The sequence below is a fragment of the Janthinobacterium sp. 13 genome (genome assembly GCF_002749695.1).
GTDB lineage: Bacteria > Pseudomonadota > Gammaproteobacteria > Burkholderiales > Burkholderiaceae_D > Janthinobacterium > Janthinobacterium kumbetense.
Genome location: NZ_PEEQ01000001.1, coordinates 2880645 through 2899939, shown reverse-complemented (window position 1 = coordinate 2899939; position 19295 = coordinate 2880645). Strand labels below are relative to the sequence as shown.

Sequence of the window (19295 nt, the reverse complement as noted above, 5' to 3'; positions counted from 1 at the left end):
GCGCGCCGCCGGATCAAGCTTTGCGCAGCTTGTCGTGCTCAGCCGTGGCGGGCGCCGCTGACCCGTTCGATGCCGGCCAGGTCGCGCCAGCTTTGCACTTTGTTGTAGCCGGCGTCGGCCAGCAAGCCGCGCACGGATGCCGCCTGGTCGTAGCCGTGTTCCATCAGCAGCCAGGCGCCTGACGCCAGGTGGCGTGCGGCGCCGGAGACGATGGTGCGCAGGGCCGACAGGCCATCCGCGTGGTCGGTCAGCGCGCCGGCCGGCTCGAAGCGCAGGTCGCCTTCGGCCAGGTGGCGGTCGCCGCTGGCGATGTAGGGGGGATTCGAGACGATCAGGTCGAACTTTTCCGTGCCCAGCGCCTCAAACCAGTCGCTGGCCATGAAGGTGATGTTGACGCCGTTGGCGCTGGCGTTGCGGCGCGCCACGGCCAGCGCCGTGCTGCTCACATCGAGTGCCGTGACGACGGCGTCGGGCCGCGTGTGCGCGAGGGCGACGGCGATGGCGCCGCTGCCCGTGCCCATGTCGAGCACCCGTCCGCCGGGCGGCAGGCGCTCGAGCGCCAGTTCCACCAGCACTTCCGTGTCGGGGCGGGGGATCAGCACGGCGTCGTTCACTTCGAACGGCAGGCCGAAAAACTCGCGCTGGCCGACGATGTAGGCGATCGGCTCGCCTTGCAGGCGGCGTGCCAGCAAGGCTGACAAACGGGCCGCTTCGTCGGAAGTGAGGACTCGCTCCGATTGCGTGATCAGGCTCACGCGCGACAGGCCCAGCGCGTGGCCCAGCAGGATGCGGTTGTCGAGCGGATCGAGCAGGGGACGGATTTGCAGGGCGCCGACAGTGCTGCCGGCGGGGATCAGTGTTTCTGGCATAGTGCTTTCAATTATTTCTGACGGCGCAGCAAGGTCCACAGCAAGGTGAGGGCGAAGATGGCGAACCAGATGAACGCCCATTGCGGGATCGACAGGCCGAAGAATGGCTCGCCCGCGTTTTCGCAGGCGCCATACGATTCAAACATGAAGGGCATGAGTTCGGCCGTGAAGACCTTGTTCAGCGCCGTTTCCACCGGGTCGATGCCGCACGAAAAGCCGGGGTTGGCCAGCACGTACAGGTGCTTGGCGCCGACGCCCAGGCCGCCCAGGGCCGCCAGCACGCCGACGCCCGCGCCGATTTTCGGCCGGTTGGCCGCCGCGCCGGCCAGGCAGGCGATGCCGATGGCGAGGAACAGGTAGCGCTGGATCACGCACAGCGGGCACGGCGCCATGTTCATGGCATGCTGCAAATACATGGCCACGCCCAGCATCAGGAAACACAGGGCGGCGGTCAACAGGAGGACGGTGCGTGAATTTTTCATGGGCGACACGGTGAGGTGGATGGAATCGAGCTGGTCATTTTCGCACAAGGGCGGATTTTTATTGCTTAGCCGCTACTTAAACCCTTGATCTGGCTGGATACTTTTTAATCTCCCAGCGCTGCTAAAAGTTCCGCCTGGTGTTCTGCCGCCAAGGCATTCGTCAAGTCCGTCAAATCCCCATCCATGATGAAGTCCAGCTTGTACAAGGTCAAATTGATGCGGTGGTCCGTCAGGCGGCCTTGCGGGAAATTATACGTGCGGATGCGCTCGCTGCGGTCGCCCGAGCCGATCAGGCTCTTGCGGGTGGCCGCTTCCTTCGACTGCTGTTCGCGCAGCTGCATGTCCTTGATGCGCGCGGCCAGCACTTTCATGGCCTGCGCCTTGTTCTTGTGCTGGCTGCGGTCATCCTGGCATTCCACCACGATGCCGGTCGGCAAGTGGGTGATGCGCACGGCGGAATCCGTTTTATTGATGTGCTGTCCGCCCGCGCCCGAGGCGCGGTAGGTGTCGATGCGCAGGTCGGCCGGGTTGATGTTGACGTCTTCCACTTCATCCGCTTCCGGCATCACGGCCACCGTACAGGCCGACGTGTGGATGCGGCCCTGCGTTTCCGTGGCCGGCACGCGCTGCACGCGGTGGCCGCCCGACTCGAATTTCAGTTTCGAATACGCGCCATTGCCGACGATACGCACGATCACTTCGCGGTAGCCGCCCAGGTCGGAGTCGGACGAGGACACGAGTTCCACCTGCCAGCGGTTGCGCTCGGCAAAGCGCGTGTACATGCGCAATAAATCGCCGGCGAACAGGGCCGATTCATCGCCGCCCGTGCCGGCGCGAATTTCCAGGAAGATATTGCGCTCGTCGTTGACATCCTTCGGCAGCAGCATGGTTTGCAATTCGCGTTCCAGCCGCGCCATGGTGGTCTTGGCCGCCTCGATTTCTTCCTGGGCGAATTCCTTCATGTCGGGATCGCCCAGCATCTCTTGCGCTGTCGCAATATCGTTGCCCGCTTCCTGGTAGGAGTGATACAGGGCCACCAGCGGGCCCAGTTCGGCGTGCTCGCGCGTCATCTTGCGGTAGCTGTCCATGTTCGACGTGGCGTCCGGGTGCATCAGCAGTTCGTCGAGTTCGACCAGGCGGTTCGCCAGTTGATCGAGTTTGGCCAGCATGGATGGTTTCATAGCGATTCGCGGTAAAAGGTGTAGGGATGATACGGGCCCGGCAGGCGGGCAGGGGCGGCTGCGCGGGCGGCCAGCGGGGCTGCGCTAACGGCGGGGGCGGAACAGTTTCGGCAGCAGGGTGACCAGCTGCTTGCGCTCGTCGCCTTGCGCGTGGTGCAGCGCTTGCTGCGGGCCGTGCAGGAACTTGGCCGTCAAGCCTTTCGACAGCGCTTCCAGGACGGCGTCGATGTCGGCGCCCTTGGCCAGCATCTTGCGCGCCCGTTCCACTTCCATCAGGCGCAAGGATTCGCTGTTTTCATGCAAATGCTGGATGACGGGCACCATGGCGCGGTCGTCGACCCAGCTCATGAACGATTGCACGCGCGTCTCGATGATGGCTTCGGCTTGCGCCACGGCCGCCTGCCGGCTTTCCAGGCCCGTCTGCACGACCTTGCCCAGGTCGTCGACCGTGTACAGGAAGACGTCGTTCAAACGGCCCACTTCCGCTTCGATGTCGCGCGGCACGGCCAGGTCGACCATGAACATGGGCTTGTGGCGGCGTGCCTTGATGGCGCGCTCGACGAGGCCCAGGCCCAGCAGCGGCAACGACGACGCCGTGCACGAGATGACGATGTCGAACTGGTGCAATTGCTCCGGCAAGTCGGCCAGGCGGATGGCCTTGCCGTTGAAGCGGTGCGCCAGTTCCTCGCCCCGCTCCATGGTGCGGTTGGCAATGGTGATGCTTTTCGGGTTTTGCGCCGCGAAGTGCGTGGCGCACAACTCGATCATTTCGCCGGCGCCGATGAACAGCACGTTCTGCTCGGCAATCTTGTCGAAGATGCGCTGCGACAGGCGCACGGCGGCGGCCGCCATGGACACGCTGTGGGCGCCGATTTCCGTGCTGCTGCGCACTTCCTTGGCGACGGAAAAGCTGCGCTGGAACAACTGGTGCAGATACGTGCCCAGGCCGCCCGCCTCGTCGGCCGTGCGGATGGCGTCCTTGATCTGGCCCAGGATCTGCGTTTCGCCCAGCACCATCGAATCGAGCCCGGAGGCGACGCGGAAGGTGTGGCGCACGGCATCGTGCTGCGGCAACATATATAAGTGGGGGCGCAGCTCGCTGTAGTTGAGCTTGTGATAATCGGCCAGGAAATGCGCGCCCGCGTCGAGCGGATTGGGCACGTGGCTGGCCGCGTACAGCTCGGTGCGGTTGCAGGTCGACAGGATGGCCGCTTCGTCGTTGTCGCGCAAGTCGATGCGCTGGAACCAGGTGCGCGCCGCCATCACCGCCTGGCCCAAGTGCTCAGGCGCAAACGCCAGCTGTTCGCGGAGCGACACTGGGGCGGTGGTATGGTTGAGGCCTACGGCGAGCAGTTGCATTTCAGGGCTGTTGGGATGGCTTATGCCGACATTATAACGCTTTGTGCCCGTGCTTTGAGCAGGTCAGCCGTTTGCCGCCGTTCAGCCACCCAGTTTTTCCAGGCGATAACCGTAACTGTAGACGGGCACCAGCCTGTAGCCGTGTTCCGGTTTCAGCTGCAGCTTGTTGCGCACGCGCGAGACGTGGGTATCCATGGTGCGCGAGGGCAGGGCCGTGTCGCGCTGCCACACGGCTTCGTGGATGTAGGCGCGCGACAATGGACGGCCCAGGTTGCGGAAAAACAGCAGCGCCAGGGCGAATTCCTTGTGCGTCACGTCGAGCACTTCGCCATCGCGCAGCAGGCGGCCGGGGCGGGTTTCAAACGTGTAATGACCGAATTGCAAGGTTTCGGCGCCATTCTGGGCCGGGTAGGCCACGCGCAGCAGCGCCTGGGTGCGCAAGGTCAGTTCGCTGCGCCGCAAGGGCTTGATCATGTAGTCGTCGGCGCCGGCCGTCATGCCCGCCACCACATCGTCTTCGCCGGAACTGTTGGTCATAAACAACACGGGCGCCTTGGGCGCCAGTTTTTCCCGGGCACGGCGCAAGACTTCGGCACCGTCCAGATCGCTCACATGCCAGTCGAGGATGAGCATGTCGCAACTGTCCTTGCGCAGTTGCCCCAGCATGTCCTTGGCACTCTGAAACTCGTGGCAAGCGTGGCCGGCGGCGGTGAGCACCTGGCAGATCAGTTCTGCCTGGCTATGGTCGCTATCGAGTACGGCAATTCGCATAATGGGCTGGAGTGTGTAGCAACAAACAGACGGTCCGCTCTGCTTATCGTAATGTTAAGGAATGCTCAAGTGAAATATAACAGAGATTGCAACTGTGTCCAGTGAAATCGGCAGCGCAGGCCTTTACGTTACACTTGTTCATCTACCCATCACTCGCGGAGAAACGGCCATGGCAGACAAGAGCACCACCGATTGGACCCTGATACCGGCCAGCCATGCCGACATCGAGCAAGTGCGCGAGCGTTGCCGGCGCCTGGTGCAGCGGCGTGCCATGATGTCGGCAGGCGCCTCGGCCATTCCCATTCCCGGCATCGACCTGATGTCCGATGTAGGCCTGTTTTCCATGCTGATCAACGATATCAACCACGAATTCGGCCTCACGCCCGAGCAGATCGAGCGCCTCAACCCGCAGTTCAAGATGATGGCCTACCGCGCGGCGGTGGGCATGGGCGGCATGCTGGTGGGAAAGTTGGTGTCGCGCGAACTGATCCTCCAGCTGCTCAAGCGCAGTGGCGTCAAGATTGCCACCAAGCAGGTGGCGCGCTTCGTGCCGTTCGCCGGCCAGGCGGTGGCGGCAGCCATCGGCTACGCCGTATTCCGCCAGATCGGCAACCAGCACGTGAACGCCTGCGCCGCGGTGGCGCAGGAATTGCTTACGGTCAGGCCGGATTAGGCCTTACGCGTCCGGCAGCACCACGTTGACGTCGAGTACTTCCAGGTTGCCCTGGCGGTCCAGCGAAATCTTGATGTCGTCGGCATTGACCTTGGTGTACTTGGAAATGACGGCGATCAATTCCTTGTGCAGGGCGGGCAGGAAGTCCGGACCATCGCGTCCGCTGCGTTCGCGGGCGATGATGATCTGCAGGCGTTCCTTGGCCGCGGTGGCCGTCTTCGGCTTGGGGGGGAACAGGAAAGAAAGCAAGGCCATATCACTTCGCCCCAAAAATGCGCTGGAGTAATCCAGGCTTTTCATAGTTGGTAAAGCGCAACTCGACATCTTCGCCGAGGAAACGCGAAACCACGTCTTCATAGGCTTGCGCCACGTCCGTGCCCGTGAAATGGATGGCCGGGTTGCCCTGGTTCGAGGCGGCCAGCACTTGCTCCGATTCCGGAATGATGCCCACCAGCGGGATGCGCAGGATTTCCTGCACGTCCTGGTAGGACAGCATTTCATCCGATTCCACGCGTTTCGGCGAGTAGCGGGTAATCAGCAAGTGTTCCTTGACGGGCTCGCCGCCCGTCTGCGCGCGGCGCGACTTGGCTTGCAGGATGCCCAGGATGCGGTCCGAATCGCGCACCGACGACACTTCCGGGTTGGTGACGATGATGGCTTCATCGGCAAACGTCAGCGCCATCAGCGCGCCATGCTCGATGCCGGCCGGCGAATCGCAGATGATGAATTCGAAGCCCATGTTGATCAGGTCGTTCAACACGCGTTCCACGCCTTCTTCCGACAAGGCATCCTTGTCGCGCGTTTGCGAGGCGGGCAGGATGAACAGGTTGTCGCAGTGCTTGTCCTTGATCAAGGCCTGGTTCAGGGTTGCTTCCTTGTTGATCACATTGATCAGGTCGTAGACGACGCGGCGCTCGCAACCCATGATCAGGTCGAGGTTACGCAGGCCCACGTCGAAGTCGAGCACGGCTGTCTTGTGGCCGCGCATGGCCAGGCCAGTGGAAAAACTGGCGCTAGAGGTCGTCTTGCCGACACCGCCCTTGCCGGACGTCACAACAATAATTCTTGCCACAAATAATCCTTTTCAGATATCTCTTGAATTGTGCAGCTTAAGAGCGGTTCACGGGAGTGACCGGATTGACAGAGTGTATATCGATTCTGTCTCCAGCCAAACGAATTTGCGCGGGTCCGCGCGCCATTTCTGCGGGGAAACCATCCTCGAACGTGCGGTACACGCCGGCGATCGAGACCAGTTCCGGTTCCATGGCCAGCGCGAAGATGCGCGCCTGGGCATTGCCCGAGGCGCCAGCCAGCGCGCGGCCGTACAGCGAGGAATATACGTGGATGCTGCCGTCGGCGATGATTTCGGCGCCATTGTTGACGACGGCGGTGATGATCAGGTCGCAGCCGCGCGCATAGATGCGCTGACCGGCGCGCACGGGCGTGTCGATCACCATCACCTGGGCGTCGGCGCCCGACTGGGCGGCGGCAGTGGGGGTATCCTTGGGACCATCCTTGGGCGGCGCATCGTCGCGCGTCTTGCCGCTGTCGAGGCTCAAGCCTTGCGCCAGGATGGCGTCATGCATGTCGGCCGGCGCATTGCGCACGGCCACGGCATTCAAACGGTATTTTTTCAGCAGGGCCACGAGGGCGGCCCAGTCGATCGGCACGCTGCCGGGCGGCAAGGCCGCCACGTCCAGCACGGCCAGGTCGTCCTCGAAAAAGTCCGCCACGCCTCCCGTCATGTCGCGCAAGGCGGCATCGAGTGCCTGCGTATCGGCGCTATGCAGAATGGCGGAGACGGCAACGACGGTGGAAATCTTGATTTCGATAGGCTTCTGCGACGGGCTTTTGGACATAAACATTTATCAAAGTGAAACTGCGGCAGGCCAGATGTTCCGTACGGCAACAATGGGAGCAGTAAATTTCTTGCATTCTACTGCAAAAAAATCGGCATCAGGGGCCTGGCGCGTGCTATTCCGCAGGGCAACACCTACTTCATGTCAAAAAAAACGGACGGCGCCCCGGAAAACCGGTGCGCCGCCCCGAAAGCAGCCGAGAATGCGGCTTGAGTCCGCCTATCAAAACCTGCTGCGCGTCGTAATTTGCGGTCTGCGATGCTCACTGTACCTTCATACAGTTGCGCTTCTCAAGCACAACTTTCTTCCGCTCGCTACGGTTTTGTCAGGCCTTGCATGACCTTGTCATATTTTCATCACGCCGCGCGCATCTGCCGTGCCGCCGCGACCATGTTTTGCAAGGCCGCCTCCGTTTCCGCCCAGCCCCGCGTCTTCAAGCCGCAGTCCGGGTTGACCCATAAATGCGCCGGGGGAATGACGGCGCTGGCCTTTTGCAGCAATGTCACCATGTCGAGGGTCGAGGGGATGCGCGGCGAGTGGATGTCGTATACGCCGGGGCCGATTTCGTTCGGATACTGGAACTGGCCAAAGCCCGCCAGCAGCGCCATGTCCGAGCGGCTCGTCTCTATCGTGATGACGTCGGCATCCATGGCGGCGATCTGCGGCAGGATGTCGTTGAACTGCGCATAGCACATGTGGGTGTGGATCTGCGTCGTGTCGCCAACGACGCAGGCGGCGATGCGGAAGGCGCGCGTGGCCCAGTCCAGGTAGGCGTCCCACTGGCCGCGGCGCAGCGGCAAGCCTTCGCGCAGGGCCGGCTCGTCGATCTGGATGATGCCGATGCCGGCCCCTTCCAGGTCGGCTACCTCGTCGCGCATGGCCAGGGCGATCTGCAGCGCCGTGGTGGCGCGCGGCTGGTCGTCGCGCACGAACGACCATTGCAATATCGTCACCGGGCCCGTCAGCATGCCTTTCATCGGTTTATTGGTCAGGCTTTGCGCGTGCACCGTCCAGGCCACCGTCATGGCGGCCGGGCGCTGCACGTCGCCGTAGATGACGGGCGGCTTGACGCAGCGCGAGCCGTACGATTGCACCCAGCCGTGGTGCGTCAAGATAAAACCGTCCAATTGTTCGCCGAAGTATTCGACCATGTCGTTGCGTTCCGCTTCGCCATGCACGAGCACGTCCAGGCCCAGCGCTTCCTGGCGCCCCACGGCGCGGGCGATTTCGGCGCGCATCTGCCGTTCATACTCGGCGCTCGCCAGTTCGCCCCGCTTGTGGCTGGCGCGGGCGGCGCGGATGGCCGGCGTCTGCGGGAAGGAACCGATGGTCGTCGTGGGGAAATCGGGCAGTTGCAAGCGCGCGCGCTGCATGGCCTGGCGCTGCGGGAAGCCGGAATCGCGGCGGTCCACGGTGGGAGACAGCGCCTGCAGGCGCTGCGCCACTTGCGGGCGGTGCACGCGGGGGCTGGCGCGCCGCCCGGCGACAGCCCGGCGGGACTGTGCCAGTGCGGCGTCATCGGGCTGGTCGGCGAGCGCGCCCTTGAGGATGGCGATCTCCGCCAGTTTTTCCGTGGCAAATGCCAGCCAGTTGCGGATGTCGCTGTCGAGCTCCGTTTCCGCTTCCAGGCTGAACGGCACGTGCAGCAGCGAGCACGACGGCGCCAGCCACAAATGGCCGTCGCGTTTGGCCGCCAGCGGCCGTAGCACGGCCAGGGCAGCGTCGAGGTCGGTACGCCAGATATTGCGCCCGTCGACGATGCCAATCGACAAGACTTTATGCGCGGGCAGCCAGTCCGTCACGCTGATCAGTTCATGCGGCGCGCGGATGCCGTCCACGTGCAGGCCGGCCACAGGCAGGCGGCACGTCAGGCTGAGGTTTTCTTCCAGCGGCGAGAAATACGTTGCCAGCAGGATATTCACGCCCACCTGGTTCAACTGCCAGTACGTGCTTTCGAAGGCGCTGCGCCACGCGTTGGGCAAGTCCAGGCCCAGGATCGGTTCATCGAGCTGCACCCAGGTGACGCCTTGCCGCTTCAGGCGGTCGAGCAGGGCGCCGTAGACGGGCAGCAATTGTTCCAGCAGGGCCAGGCGATCGAAGCCTGGCGTCTTTTCCTTGCCCAGCCACAAGAAGGTGAGGGGGCCGATCAGGGCCGCCTTGACCGGGTGGCCCAGCGCCTGCGCCTCGGCCACTTCCGCCAGCAGGCGCTCGCAAGCGAGCGAAAAGCGGGTCTGCGGCGACAGTTCGGGCACCAGGTAATGGTAATTGGTGTCAAACCACTTGGTCATTTCCAGCGCGGCAGTGCCTGCGGCGTGTGCATGGTGCGCGTGGCCGCAGCCGGCATGGGCGGCGTGCGTGTCTGCGCCGCGCGCCATGGTGAAATAGCGCGCCAGCGGCGATTGCTCTGGCGCAAAGTGGAAGCGGGCCGGTTCGCAGCCCAATAGCTGGATATGGCTGGCCACCTGGTCGTAAAAGGCGAAGTCGCCCACGGTGACGTAATCGAGGCCGGCGTCGCGCTGCTGGGCCCAGTGGCGCGCGCGCAGTTGCCGGCCCGTCGCTTCCAGGTCCGCCTCGGACAGCTCGCCACGCCAGTGGCTTTCCAGCGCCAGTTTCAGTTCGCGCGCGGCGCCGATACGGGGAAAGCCAAGGACGTGGGTACGAATGGTCATGATGTCATCGAGATTTAATGTGAATGCGCTAGAGTGTGCGGCAACTTGATCTATAATCAAAACGAAACATTTTGCCGAATAACATGAAAATAATTCACGCACAGAATCCATTTCTCCGATGCTAGAAATCCGTCACCTGCGCACCTTGAGTGCCCTGCGTTCGTCCGGCAGCCTGGTGCGCGCCGCGCAGCTGCTCAACCTGACCCAGTCGGCCCTGTCGCACCAGATCCGCCTGCTCGAAGAGCGCTACAAGGCGCCATTGTTCGAGCGCAAGTCGATGCCGATCGCGTTTACGGCCACGGGCAGCCGGCTGCTGGCCCTGGCCGACAAGCTGCTGCCCGAGATCGAGCTGGCCGAGCGCGACGTGGCGCGCCTGTCGCAGGGCGACAAGGGACAGCTGCGCGTGGCGCTCGAATGCCATACCTGTTTCGACTGGCTCATGCCGGTGATGGATGCCTTCCGCCAGCGCTGGCCGGAAGTGGAGATCGACCTGGTTTCCGGCTTTCACAGCGAACCGGCGGACTTGCTGCGTTCGGGCGAGGCGGATCTCGTGATCGGCTCGCCGTACGGCCCCGATTTCACCGTGTTTCCCCTGTTCCGCTTTGAAATGCTGGTGGTGATGGCGCAAAAGCACCGGCTGCAGGCGCAGCGCCGGCTGGCGGCGGCCGACTTTACGGGCGAAACATTAATTACCTATCCCGTGCCGGAAGAGCGCATCGACCTGATCCGCGAAGTGCTGCGGCCGGCCGGCATCGCGTTTGAACGCCGCACGGCCGAATTGACGGTGGCCGTGCTGCAACTGGTGGCGAGCCGGCGCGGCATTGCCGCCTTGCCGAACTGGGCCATCAAGAATTACGTCGATTACGATTACGTCGTGGCGCGCCCGGTGGGCGAACACGGCTTGTGGAGCGATTTGTACGTGTCCGTGCCCGAGCATCTGCAGGACAAGGCGTACGTGCGCGATTTCGTCAGCGTGATACGCGAGCAGTGCGCGGCCTCGCTCGACGGTATCAAGTTGTTGTCCTGACCAGCGTTGGGTTGGAAACAAACCAACAGCAAAGTTTGATAAATATCAAGGTTCAGCAATGAACCACCGCTTACAGTTGAGCACTGTGCGGCGCAACATGCGCTGCCTACTCTTTGGGGAGGAACACGATGTTTTCATTTTCCGAACAATGGGCACGGGCCGGCAAGGCCGTGGTGGAAGCACAATTGATCAGCGCGCAAGCGTATGCGCAGGCCGCTGTCGACAGCGGTGCCAGCGTGCTGGAATTGCAGCTCGATGCGGCCCGCACGGCGCTGGCGGCCGCTACTGTGGCGGGCAATCAGCTGCTGTCCGCGAAGGACCCGCAAGCGCTGCTGGAACTGTCGCGCACGCAGTCGCAACTGGCCATCGAACGCATCGGTGCATATAGCCGCCAGGCAAAGGATGTTGCTCAAGAAACCCAGGAGAAATTCGACACTGTGACAAAGGGTGAGTTTGCTGCATCGCGTCAAAAATTTGGCGAGCTGTTGCAGGTGGTAAAGCAAACGCCCGTACCCCTGATTATTCCCTTCAATAATTTTCTAAAAACCACTTTCGGCGGCGCCGATGAAGGGTATGATAAAAATAAAAACACGCGTCCTGCTCGCCAGGCGTAAGCGCGTTGCGGCCCGGCAGCGGCTATCCGCCGCGCCAGGCCGCCCGCCGCCACCGCAGGCAGGCTGTCATCGCCGCCGCCTGCGGTGCGGCGCTGGAACTGCGGCGCATGCCGCGCTAGAATGAAACACAGCTTGCTGTGTCTTCCCGGATTCACAGGATTCCAATGGGATTCTATTAGCACCTTGACCTTGGCCCTCGTGGCCAGCATATCGGAGAAATAAATGGATGATGTCGTAATCGTGGCCGCCGGCCGTACCGCAGTCGGCAAATTCGGTGGCAGTCTGGCCAAGATTCCTGCGTCCGAACTGGGCGCGCATGTAATCAAGGGCTTGCTGGCACAAACCGGCATCGACCCGAACCTGATCGGCGAAGCGATCCTGGGCCAGGTGCTGACGGCTGCCGTCGGCCAGAACGCCGCGCGCCAGGCCGTCATCAAGGCTGGCCTGCCGAGCAGCATCCCGGCATTCACCATCAACAAGGTATGCGGCAGCGGCTTGAAGGCCACGCACCTGGCGGCGCAAGCGATCAAGTGCGGCGACGCCAACATCATCATCGCCGGCGGCCAGGAAAACATGAGCGCTTCGCCGCACGCGATGAACGGCTCGCGCGACGGTTTCCGCATGGGCGACTTCAAGATGATCGACACCATGATCGTCGACGGCCTGTGGGACGTGTACAACCAGTACCACATGGGCATCACGGCGGAAAACGTCGCCAAGAAATACGAAGTGACGCGCGCCGAGCAAGATGAATTCGCGCTGCAGTCGCAACTGAAGGCGGAAGCGGCGCAAAAGGCGGGCAAGTTCAAGGATGAAATCCTGCCGCTGGAGATCGCCAACAAAAAAGGCACGGTCGTCTTCGACAGCGACGAATACATCAAGCCCGGTTCGACCCTGGAATCGCTGGCCGGCCTGCGCCCCGCGTTCGCCAAGGATGGCACCGTCACGGCCGGCAACGCTTCCGGCCTGAACGATGGCGCCGCCGCCGTCATCATGATGTCCGCCTCGCAAGCGAAGGAACTGGGCTTGAAGCCGCTGGCACGCATCAAGGCTTACGCCTCGTCGGGCCTGGACCCGGCCGTCATGGGCATGGGCCCCGTCTCCGCATCGCGCCTGTGCCTGAAAAAAGCAGGCTGGACGCATGAAGAGCTGGACTTGATGGAAATCAACGAAGCGTTTGCCGCGCAAGCGATTGCCGTCAACAAGGAAATGGGCTGGGATACCAGCAAGATCAACGTGAACGGCGGCGCGATTGCCATCGGCCACCCGATCGGCGCCTCGGGCGCGCGCATCCTGGTCACCCTGATCCACGAAATGATCCGCCGCGACGCCAAGAAAGGCCTGGCCGCATTGTGCATCGGCGGCGGCATGGGTGTAGCTTTAGCCATCGAGCGCGACTAAGTAGCTGGCACCGCACCCAAGCTACTGCGCGGCGTGCTTTGCGGCCTGCGATGCTCACCGTGCTAGAGCACGGTTGCGCTTCTTAGCCACAAATCATCGCCGCTCGCTACGCTTGGGTGCGATGCGGTACGCCGCTGTCATGCGGCGGTTTGGGCTGCTTTATTTAAATAATTAACTTTTTAGCAACAGAACGACACTGAGGGGATGAAAATGGCAAGAGTTGCATTGGTAACTGGTGGCATGGGTGGTCTGGGCGAAGCGGTGTGTTTCAAGCTGGCGGCGCTCGGCTATCGCGTGGTGACCACATATTCCCCAGGCAATCCGAAGGTCGCGGAATGGCTGGCGACGACCAAGGACATGGGCTACGACTTCAAGGCGTATCCGTGCGACGTGGCCGACTACGATTCGGCAGCGGCCTGCGTGGCGGCCGTGGAAGCGGAAATCGGTCCTGTCGACGTGCTGGTGAATAACGCCGGCATCACGCGCGACATGACGTTCAAGAAGATGGACAAGCCGAACTGGGATGCCGTGATGGGCACCAACCTCGATTCCGTCTTCAACATGACCAAGCCCGTCTGCGACGGCATGGTGGAACGCGGCTGGGGCCGCATCATCAATATCTCGTCCGTGAATGGCCAGAAGGGCGCCTTCGGCCAGACCAACTATTCGGCCGCGAAAGCCGGCATGCATGGTTTCACCAAGTCGCTGGCGCTGGAAGTGGCGCGCAAGAACGTCACCGTCAACACCATCTCGCCAGGCTACATCGGCACCAAGATGGTCATGGCGATTCCGCAGGAAGTGCTCGACAGCAAAATCATCCCGCAAATTCCGATGGCGCGCCTGGGCAAGCCGGAAGAAGTGGCCGGCCTGGTGGCTTACCTGGCTTCCGATGAAGCAGCCTTCGTCACGGGCGCCAACATCTCGATCAACGGCGGCCAGCACATGTCGTAATCGTTGTTGAGGTAAAACAAAAAGACAGCTGCGGCTGTCTTTTTTTATGCTTGCAAGCAAAACAAGGGACTCGCCGGATTTGCCTTAAAATCAGTATTTCTCCACTGCATCATCTCCATGACCCTAGTTCCCGCCTTGCGCCGCGCCAGCGTGGCCGCCATCCTTTTCCTGGGCGCCAGCGCGGCCCAGGCCAGCGTCGCGTTCCACGTCACGGTGGTGACCGAACGTGTCGTCAAACCCGGCGTGAAAACCAGCCTGCCCGCGCGCGCGACGCAGGAAAGCGATGTCGTGCTGGGCCCCCATTACCTGAGCGTGCGCGATGGCATGAGCTTGTCCATGTTCGATTTTGCCACGCGCCGCCGCTACCTCATCGATACGGCGGCGGGAACCTATGACGGTTATTCGCTGTTCGACGCCGTCGGCTTTCGCGCCATCGAATTGCGCCACCGGCAGGGCATCGCCGGCATCTTGCAGGCCGGCAAGATGGAACAGCATGCGACCTTGCCCGTGTATGAAGAGCAGACTTTATCGGTGCTGGCGCCAAGGCGGCGCGGGCCACTGACCCCCCAAGTGCTCGACGGCGCCGTGCTGTGGTCGCTCGACGGGCAGCCCCTGCTGCGCCTGGGGATAGCCGGCAGCCCCGTCAGCGGCGCCGATGCGACGGCGTTTGCCCAGTTCCTGCGCTACACCTGGGGCGGCCACCCGCTGGTGCTGAAGATGCTGGCCGATGGCAAGCGCATTCCCGCCGACTTTACTTTACATTACCAGGAGGTGGGCGGTACGGCCACGCGCCATTTCCGCATCGGCGCCATGACGGCGGGGGCGCCCGCCACGTATTCCCTGGCCGCATACCGGCCACGCCCGCTGGCGGCCGGCGCGTCGGCGCTTGAGCGCGTGCTGGCGCAGGCGGCCCTGTTGCCGCCGCTGAGTCCGCAGGCGCATCCGGCGCTGCGCGCCGAGGCGGAGCGCCTGTTTGCGGCAGAAAAACCCTTCGAGGCTTTCTTGACCTTGCTGGAAGACCATTTTTCCACGGGCGCGCTGGTGGACAAACTGACGCCCCAGCAGCAGCGGGCCATGCAGGAGTGCCAGCCCATCCACGACTTGACGCGCGCGCTGCTGGCCAAGGATAAAGAGGGCGTCGCGGCCGCGCTGGCCGCCGTGCAGGAGGCCAGGACGCAAACGGGGATGCAGCAGCCCGTCCTGGCCCTGTTCGAAGGCAATTTGCGCGCCAAGCTGGGCCAATGGCCGGAAGCGACGGCCCTGTATCTGCAAGTGTTGCAAGCCAAGCCGCACATGGCGGCCGTGTACCAGGACCTGGGCGACGCCTTGCTGGCGCAATTCGATGCGCCGAATGCCTGGCGCAGCTGGGATGCGGGCCGGGCCATGGCGCCAGGTCTGCGGCAATTTCGCAAGGTCAACGACTTTGAGCGCAGCCTGCTGGCCGATTACCCGGCCTTCTTCACGGATGCGATGGCCGATCAGCCCAGCACCAGCCGCCCGGCCAGCAGCACGAACACGGCAGGCAGTACGAACTTGCCGTAAGGCGAAGGCTTGCCGCGCAGGCGGCGCGCCAGGCGCGCGGCGAGCACGGCGTACAGGGCGTCGAACAGCAGGCCCACCAGCACCAGGACGGCGCCCAGGCGCAGGTATTGCATGCCGACCTGCTCGCTGCCGACGACGAATTGCGGCAGGAACATGCTGCAAAACAGCAGTGCCTTCGGATTGAGCAGATTCGTCAGGAAGCCGCGCACCAGGCTGGCGCGGGCGCCATGCGCCGTGGCGGGGGCGGCCGCTTCCTGTGCCGTTTTGCTCGACAGGGCCGACTGCAGCAGGCGCAGCGCCAGGTACAGCAGGTAGGCGGCGCCCGCCCATTTGACCCATTGCAAGGCTTGCGGATGCGTCACCATCAGCGCCGCCAGGCCCGCGCCCGACAGCGCCACGTGGACGGCGCGCGCGCCGGCGATGCCCACGGCCGTCACCAGCGCCGCGGCCACGCCGCGCGCCGCGCCCGTCGCCAGCACCAGCGCCATGTCGGGGCCCGGTAATAAAAAGGCGCCGGCCAGTGCCAGCAGGTACATCAGGAAGGTAGAATCGGACATGGCTCGGTCGAAAAGAAAAGCGGGAGCATGCACACGGTGCGGCCTGCTCGCCGGGTCCCATTATGTTCTTGCAGCGATGAAATGTGCTTGCTTTTCCTGCCCTGCATGCCCTAGTATTCGGGTAGATTCCACTCGTATAAAAACAAAAAATAGATGAAAATTTCAGAAGTTAGCCTCGACGCCACCGATTTGCAGATACTCAGGCTGTTGCAGGATGAAGGACGGCTGTCGAATGCGCGCCTGGCCGAGCGCTTGAAACTGAGCGAAACCCCCGTCTGGCGCCGCTTGCGCCGCCTGGAAGAGGAAGGTTTCATTACCGGCTACCAGGCTTTGCTTAACCGCAAGAAGCTGGGCATCGGCCTGGTGGCGTTCGTGCGGGTCGTGTTTGCCAACCATGGCGGCGAACAGCCGTCGCAGTTCGAGCAGGCGATCGCGACGATTCCCGAGATCTTGTCGTGCCACAATGTGGCGGGTGAAGCCGATTATTTCCTGCAAGTGGTGGCGCGCGACCTGGAAGCGTATGGCGAATTCGTCTCGACCGTGCTGCGCCGCCTGCCTGGCGTGGCGGAAATCCAGTCCAGCCTGTCGATGCGCGAAATCAAGTCGTCGAACCGCCTGCCCTTGCTGCTGGCCTGAGGCGCCGGCGGCGCACTATAATTGGAACAGTTGCCAGGACTCGTGCCTGGCGCCCCGACTGCCATTCTGAGGACCGCCATGCCCGATTCTTTGTCCCCCCTGTTTCCCGTCCTGTCGCCAAACCGGCACGGCATGCTGGCGGTCGATGACATCCACACCATTTATTGGGAAGAGTGCGGCAACCCCGACGGCATTCCCGTGCTGTTCCTGCACGGCGGCCCCGGCGCGGGCCTGTCGCCGCAGCACCGCCGCTTTTTTGACCCGCAGCGCTACCGCGTGATCCTGTTCGACCAGCGCGGCGCGGGCAAGTCCACGCCGCTGGGCGAATGGCGCAACAACACGACGCAGCTGCTGATCGCCGATATCGAACGCTTGCGCGTCCAGTTCGGCATCGACCAATGGCTGGTGTTTGGCGGCTCGTGGGGTTCGACCCTGGCGCTCGCGTATGGCCAGGCGCACCCCGAGGCTTGCCTCGGTTTCGTGCTGCGCGGCATTTTCCTGTGTACGCAGGCGGAAATCGACTGGTTCATCGAGGGCGTGCGCTGGTTCTATCCGGAACTGTACGCGGAATTCGCCGCGCCTATTCCCGCAGAGGAACGGGGCGACTTGCTGGCGGCCTACGTGAAACGCATCCTCAGCAGCGATCCCGCCGTATATTGGCCCGCCGCGCGCGCCTGGAGCCGCTTCGAAGGCCGCCGCGTCTACCTGATGCCGCAGCCGGAAGATGCGCCGAACGATGCGCTCGACCTGGGCGTGGGCCGGCTCGAATCGCACTACATGGCCAATCTGGGTTTCTTCGAGGAAGACCAGCTGATCCGCAACATGGCGCGCATCGCGCATTTGCCGGCCGTCATCGTGCAGGGACGCTACGACGCCATCTGCCCGCCGCTGTCGGCCTACCGCCTGCAGCAAGCCTGGCCGGGCGCGCAGCTGGAAATGATCCCGGATGCGGGCCATGGCGCGCTCGAGCACGGCATCGCTTCGGCGCTGGTGCGCGCCACCGAGCGCTTCGTGCCGGGGCGCGGTTTCGCATGACGCCAGAGCCCGCCGGTTGGCAAAGCGGCCAGCCGGCGGGCGCCACCTGCTACACTATGGCCTGTGCTGGCGCCACGGTCGGGCGCCGGTGTGAACCTACGACTTTTTATCCATGAACATACAGATCGGCGACATCGGCCATATCATCCAGCTGGCGATTGCGCCGGTTTTCCTGTTGACCGGTATCGGCACCATGCTGGTGGTGCTGACCAACCGCCTGGGCCGCATCATCGACCGCACGCGCGTGCTGGAAGACCGGCTCGACATCGGCTATAACGATTTCTATATGGATGAGCTAGATACCTTGTATCGGCGTACCCATCTGATCAATTACTCGATTTCGCTCAGCACGGCGTGCGGTTTCTTCGTCTGCGTCATCATCGCCATGCTGTTTTTGGGCGATATTCTGAACCTGACCCTGGACAAATACATCGCGGCCTTCTTTGTGCTGGCCGTGATTTGCCTGATCGGCTGTTTTATTTATTTACTGCGCGAAATTTATCTGGCCGCGACGGCCCAGCGCATCCGGCGCCATATCCGCCCGCCACGTTAAGCGGCGCGCCGGTTTACCCTACTATTGAAGAACGAGTCCAGCATGCACGATTACAAACGTCCCCCCACCCTGCACCGCTACGGCCAGCGCAGCGAACTCGAGCTGGCGCTGAGCCTGGGCCAGTTCCGCCTTATGCCTGCGGGCAATTGTTTGACCCTGAGCTTTTCCCAAGTGTGGGACAAGCAACTGTTCGACCTGTTCGCCCCGGCCGACGCCTGTTTGATCATCCACAATACGGAAGAATTCGGCGAACGCCTGCACCGAGCCGTGCAGCGCACCTTGCCCAGCTGGGCCGGCATCGACGGCCTGGTCGAGTATGGCCAGCGCGCCGCCCTGGGCGCCGCCTTCACCAAGACGCGCGCCGAAGCGCCGGAGCAGGAATGGCTGTTCGCCTGGCGCTCGATGCAGCCGCAGGCGAGCCTGAATCCCGTCACGGTAAAGCTGGGCAGCCTGGAGAACTTCGCGGAAATCCGCGACCGCGATACCTACCTAGCGTAGTTTTATCCGGATTTATCGGCGTACTGGCTGTCGATGCGTGCCAGCACGGCCGCCATCATGCGCTCGATATCGCCGCGTATCATGGTCGTGCCCAGCATGCCGGGCACGTAGAAGCCCGGCATCAGCCGGCTGGAAAAGACGATGCGCGTGCCGCCCGTCTCGGGGATGGGGTACAGATTCCAGCGCGATTCGTAATGCCGCATGTCGCCCGAGATCAGGGCGATGTCGATGGCCGTAAACGGCGTTTCCGTGGCCCGCACCACCAGGTGGATGGGGTGGTTCATGAACAGGAAGCGCGCCATGCCCTGCTGCTCGATGATGACTTCATTGCCGTTGCGCGACAGCACGCGGCAGGAACTCAGGTCCGGCACGAATTCATGCATGCGCTCGTAGGAGGTCAGGGTCTTCCAGACGGACGCCGGCGGCGCCTGCACGCTGCCGCTGGCATCGACTTCATACATGCGCTGCCCGTCGACCTCGATGCGCTTGACGTCGACCTTGAGCTTGTCCAGGCGTATCGCCTGCGCCAGCGCGGTAGCGGGGACGGCGCACAGCATCAGCAGGCAAAGGAAGAGTCGCGTCATGCACCTAGCCTACGGGAAACTTGCGCCCGGCACA

21 protein-coding genes are annotated in these 19295 nt (G+C 63.1%); 10 read left to right on the top strand and 11 right to left on the bottom strand.

Annotated elements, in window-relative coordinates:
* Positions 1-38 precede the first annotated feature (38 nt).
* The 5 genes from prmC to CLU94_RS12775 all read right to left on the bottom strand — a co-directional run bounded on the left by prmC (position 39) and on the right by CLU94_RS12775 (position 4662).
* On the bottom strand, positions 39-869 hold the full coding sequence (gene prmC / locus CLU94_RS12795) for a peptide chain release factor N(5)-glutamine methyltransferase (protein WP_099665882.1): 831 nt from the start codon (positions 867-869) through the stop codon (positions 39-41).
* Between the two features lie 11 nt (positions 870-880).
* Positions 881-1351 carry a disulfide bond formation protein B gene (locus tag CLU94_RS12790; RefSeq protein ID WP_077408913.1) on the bottom strand — a complete coding sequence of 157 codons (471 nt, stop codon included), beginning with the start codon at positions 1349-1351 and terminating at the stop codon, positions 881-883.
* A 104-nt stretch (positions 1352-1455) separates the two neighbouring features.
* Positions 1456-2532 (bottom strand): peptide chain release factor 1, encoded by a 1077-nt coding sequence (gene prfA, locus CLU94_RS12785; RefSeq protein WP_099665881.1) that lies wholly within the window; start codon positions 2530-2532, stop codon positions 1456-1458.
* An 84-nt stretch (positions 2533-2616) separates the two neighbouring features.
* Positions 2617-3891, bottom strand: a complete 1275-nt coding sequence (gene hemA, locus CLU94_RS12780; protein WP_077398499.1) for a glutamyl-tRNA reductase — start codon at positions 3889-3891, stop codon at positions 2617-2619.
* Between the two features lie 81 nt (positions 3892-3972).
* The gene (locus CLU94_RS12775; protein ID WP_099665880.1) at positions 3973-4662 is read right to left on the bottom strand and encodes a response regulator transcription factor; all 690 of its coding nucleotides are present in this window, start codon (positions 4660-4662) and stop codon (positions 3973-3975) included.
* 169 nt (positions 4663-4831) lie between these two features.
* Between CLU94_RS12775 and CLU94_RS12770 the strand changes: the two genes are divergently transcribed.
* A complete protein-coding gene (locus CLU94_RS12770) occupies positions 4832-5335 on the top strand; it encodes a hypothetical protein (RefSeq protein ID WP_099665879.1) in 504 nt (167 codons plus the stop codon).
* 3 nt (positions 5336-5338) lie between these two features.
* On the opposite strand, the gene minE is transcribed toward CLU94_RS12770, so the two are convergent.
* From minE to metE, 4 genes are all read right to left on the bottom strand, one after another.
* Positions 5339-5590, bottom strand: coding sequence for a cell division topological specificity factor MinE (minE, locus tag CLU94_RS12765; protein WP_034752886.1), 252 nt, complete (start codon positions 5588-5590; stop codon positions 5339-5341).
* A gap of 1 nt (position 5591) precedes the next feature.
* A complete protein-coding gene (gene minD, locus CLU94_RS12760; protein ID WP_034783730.1) occupies positions 5592-6407 on the bottom strand; it encodes a septum site-determining protein MinD in 816 nt (271 codons plus the stop codon).
* Between the two features lie 37 nt (positions 6408-6444).
* On the bottom strand, positions 6445-7194 hold the full coding sequence (gene minC / locus CLU94_RS12755) for a septum site-determining protein MinC (RefSeq protein WP_035828495.1): 750 nt from the start codon (positions 7192-7194) through the stop codon (positions 6445-6447).
* A gap of 356 nt (positions 7195-7550) precedes the next feature.
* Complete coding sequence (gene metE / locus CLU94_RS12750) at positions 7551-9863, bottom strand: 5-methyltetrahydropteroyltriglutamate--homocysteine S-methyltransferase (protein ID WP_099665878.1); 2313 nt, start codon at positions 9861-9863, stop codon at positions 7551-7553.
* Between the two features lie 118 nt (positions 9864-9981).
* Between metE and CLU94_RS12745 the strand changes: the two genes are divergently transcribed.
* The 5 genes from CLU94_RS12745 (at position 9982) to CLU94_RS12725 (ending at position 15398) form a co-directional block, all read left to right on the top strand.
* Entirely contained in the window at positions 9982-10890 is a 909-nt protein-coding gene (locus tag CLU94_RS12745; protein ID WP_099665877.1) for a LysR family transcriptional regulator, read from the top strand.
* 128 nt (positions 10891-11018) lie between these two features.
* On the top strand, positions 11019-11504 hold the full coding sequence (locus CLU94_RS12740) for a phasin family protein (protein ID WP_077398509.1): 486 nt from the start codon (positions 11019-11021) through the stop codon (positions 11502-11504).
* A 222-nt stretch (positions 11505-11726) separates the two neighbouring features.
* Positions 11727-12905 carry an acetyl-CoA C-acetyltransferase gene (locus CLU94_RS12735; RefSeq protein WP_034783723.1) on the top strand — a complete coding sequence of 393 codons (1179 nt, stop codon included), beginning with the start codon at positions 11727-11729 and terminating at the stop codon, positions 12903-12905.
* Positions 12906-13115: 210 nt separating this feature from the next.
* Positions 13116-13856, top strand: a complete 741-nt coding sequence (gene phbB, locus CLU94_RS12730; RefSeq protein ID WP_035823615.1) for an acetoacetyl-CoA reductase — start codon at positions 13116-13118, stop codon at positions 13854-13856.
* A gap of 117 nt (positions 13857-13973) precedes the next feature.
* A complete protein-coding gene (locus tag CLU94_RS12725) occupies positions 13974-15398 on the top strand; it encodes a hypothetical protein (protein WP_143451404.1) in 1425 nt (474 codons plus the stop codon).
* Here CLU94_RS12725 and CLU94_RS12720 read toward each other — a convergent pair.
* Positions 15335-15955, bottom strand: a complete 621-nt coding sequence (locus CLU94_RS12720) for a LysE family translocator (protein WP_257218786.1) — start codon at positions 15953-15955, stop codon at positions 15335-15337. The genes CLU94_RS12725 and CLU94_RS12720 overlap by 64 nt on opposite strands.
* Before the next feature lie 153 nt (positions 15956-16108).
* Between CLU94_RS12720 and CLU94_RS12715 the strand changes: the two genes are divergently transcribed.
* The 4 genes from CLU94_RS12715 to CLU94_RS12700 all read left to right on the top strand — a co-directional run bounded on the left by CLU94_RS12715 (position 16109) and on the right by CLU94_RS12700 (position 18677).
* Positions 16109-16591, top strand: coding sequence for an Lrp/AsnC family transcriptional regulator (locus CLU94_RS12715; RefSeq protein WP_034752896.1), 483 nt, complete (start codon positions 16109-16111; stop codon positions 16589-16591).
* Between the two features lie 78 nt (positions 16592-16669).
* The gene (pip, locus tag CLU94_RS12710) at positions 16670-17626 is read left to right on the top strand and encodes a prolyl aminopeptidase (protein ID WP_099665875.1); all 957 of its coding nucleotides are present in this window, start codon (positions 16670-16672) and stop codon (positions 17624-17626) included.
* A gap of 112 nt (positions 17627-17738) precedes the next feature.
* Positions 17739-18179, top strand: coding sequence for a DUF2721 domain-containing protein (locus CLU94_RS12705; RefSeq protein ID WP_034783716.1), 441 nt, complete (start codon positions 17739-17741; stop codon positions 18177-18179).
* 42 nt (positions 18180-18221) lie between these two features.
* A complete protein-coding gene (locus CLU94_RS12700) occupies positions 18222-18677 on the top strand; it encodes a hypothetical protein (protein WP_099408108.1) in 456 nt (151 codons plus the stop codon).
* A gap of 2 nt (positions 18678-18679) precedes the next feature.
* On the opposite strand, the gene CLU94_RS12695 is transcribed toward CLU94_RS12700, so the two are convergent.
* Entirely contained in the window at positions 18680-19261 is a 582-nt protein-coding gene (locus CLU94_RS12695) for an SRPBCC family protein (protein WP_257218785.1), read from the bottom strand.
* Between the last annotated feature and the right edge of the window lie 34 nt (positions 19262-19295).

Bases quoted from the DNA above. Each gene is read 5' to 3' on its own strand.
- phbB (WP_035823615.1), top strand. From the start codon at position 13,116: ATGGCAAGAGTTGCATTGGTAACTGGTGGCATGGGTGGTCTGGGCGAA.
- CLU94_RS12715 (WP_034752896.1), top strand. From the start codon at position 16,109: ATGAAAATTTCAGAAGTTAGCCTCGACGCCACCGATTTGCAGATACTC.
- prmC (WP_099665882.1), bottom strand. From the start codon at position 869: ATGCCAGAAACACTGATCCCCGCCGGCAGCACTGTCGGCGCCCTGCAA.
- CLU94_RS12705 (WP_034783716.1), top strand. From the start codon at position 17,739: ATGAACATACAGATCGGCGACATCGGCCATATCATCCAGCTGGCGATT.
- CLU94_RS12695 (WP_257218785.1), bottom strand. From the start codon at position 19,261: ATGACGCGACTCTTCCTTTGCCTGCTGATGCTGTGCGCCGTCCCCGCT.
- CLU94_RS12740 (WP_077398509.1), top strand. From the start codon at position 11,019: ATGTTTTCATTTTCCGAACAATGGGCACGGGCCGGCAAGGCCGTGGTG.
- CLU94_RS12700 (WP_099408108.1), top strand. From the start codon at position 18,222: ATGCACGATTACAAACGTCCCCCCACCCTGCACCGCTACGGCCAGCGC.
- CLU94_RS12720 (WP_257218786.1), bottom strand. From the start codon at position 15,955: ATGTCCGATTCTACCTTCCTGATGTACCTGCTGGCACTGGCCGGCGCC.
- hemA (WP_077398499.1), bottom strand. From the start codon at position 3,891: ATGCAACTGCTCGCCGTAGGCCTCAACCATACCACCGCCCCAGTGTCG.
- minC (WP_035828495.1), bottom strand. From the start codon at position 7,194: ATGTCCAAAAGCCCGTCGCAGAAGCCTATCGAAATCAAGATTTCCACC.
- CLU94_RS12790 (WP_077408913.1), bottom strand. From the start codon at position 1,351: ATGAAAAATTCACGCACCGTCCTCCTGTTGACCGCCGCCCTGTGTTTC.
- CLU94_RS12770 (WP_099665879.1), top strand. From the start codon at position 4,832: ATGGCAGACAAGAGCACCACCGATTGGACCCTGATACCGGCCAGCCAT.
- CLU94_RS12735 (WP_034783723.1), top strand. From the start codon at position 11,727: ATGGATGATGTCGTAATCGTGGCCGCCGGCCGTACCGCAGTCGGCAAA.
- metE (WP_099665878.1), bottom strand. From the start codon at position 9,863: ATGACCATTCGTACCCACGTCCTTGGCTTTCCCCGTATCGGCGCCGCG.
- CLU94_RS12725 (WP_143451404.1), top strand. From the start codon at position 13,974: ATGACCCTAGTTCCCGCCTTGCGCCGCGCCAGCGTGGCCGCCATCCTT.
- pip (WP_099665875.1), top strand. From the start codon at position 16,670: ATGCCCGATTCTTTGTCCCCCCTGTTTCCCGTCCTGTCGCCAAACCGG.
- CLU94_RS12775 (WP_099665880.1), bottom strand. From the start codon at position 4,662: ATGCGAATTGCCGTACTCGATAGCGACCATAGCCAGGCAGAACTGATC.
- prfA (WP_099665881.1), bottom strand. From the start codon at position 2,532: ATGAAACCATCCATGCTGGCCAAACTCGATCAACTGGCGAACCGCCTG.
- minE (WP_034752886.1), bottom strand. From the start codon at position 5,590: ATGGCCTTGCTTTCTTTCCTGTTCCCCCCCAAGCCGAAGACGGCCACC.
- CLU94_RS12745 (WP_099665877.1), top strand. From the start codon at position 9,982: ATGCTAGAAATCCGTCACCTGCGCACCTTGAGTGCCCTGCGTTCGTCC.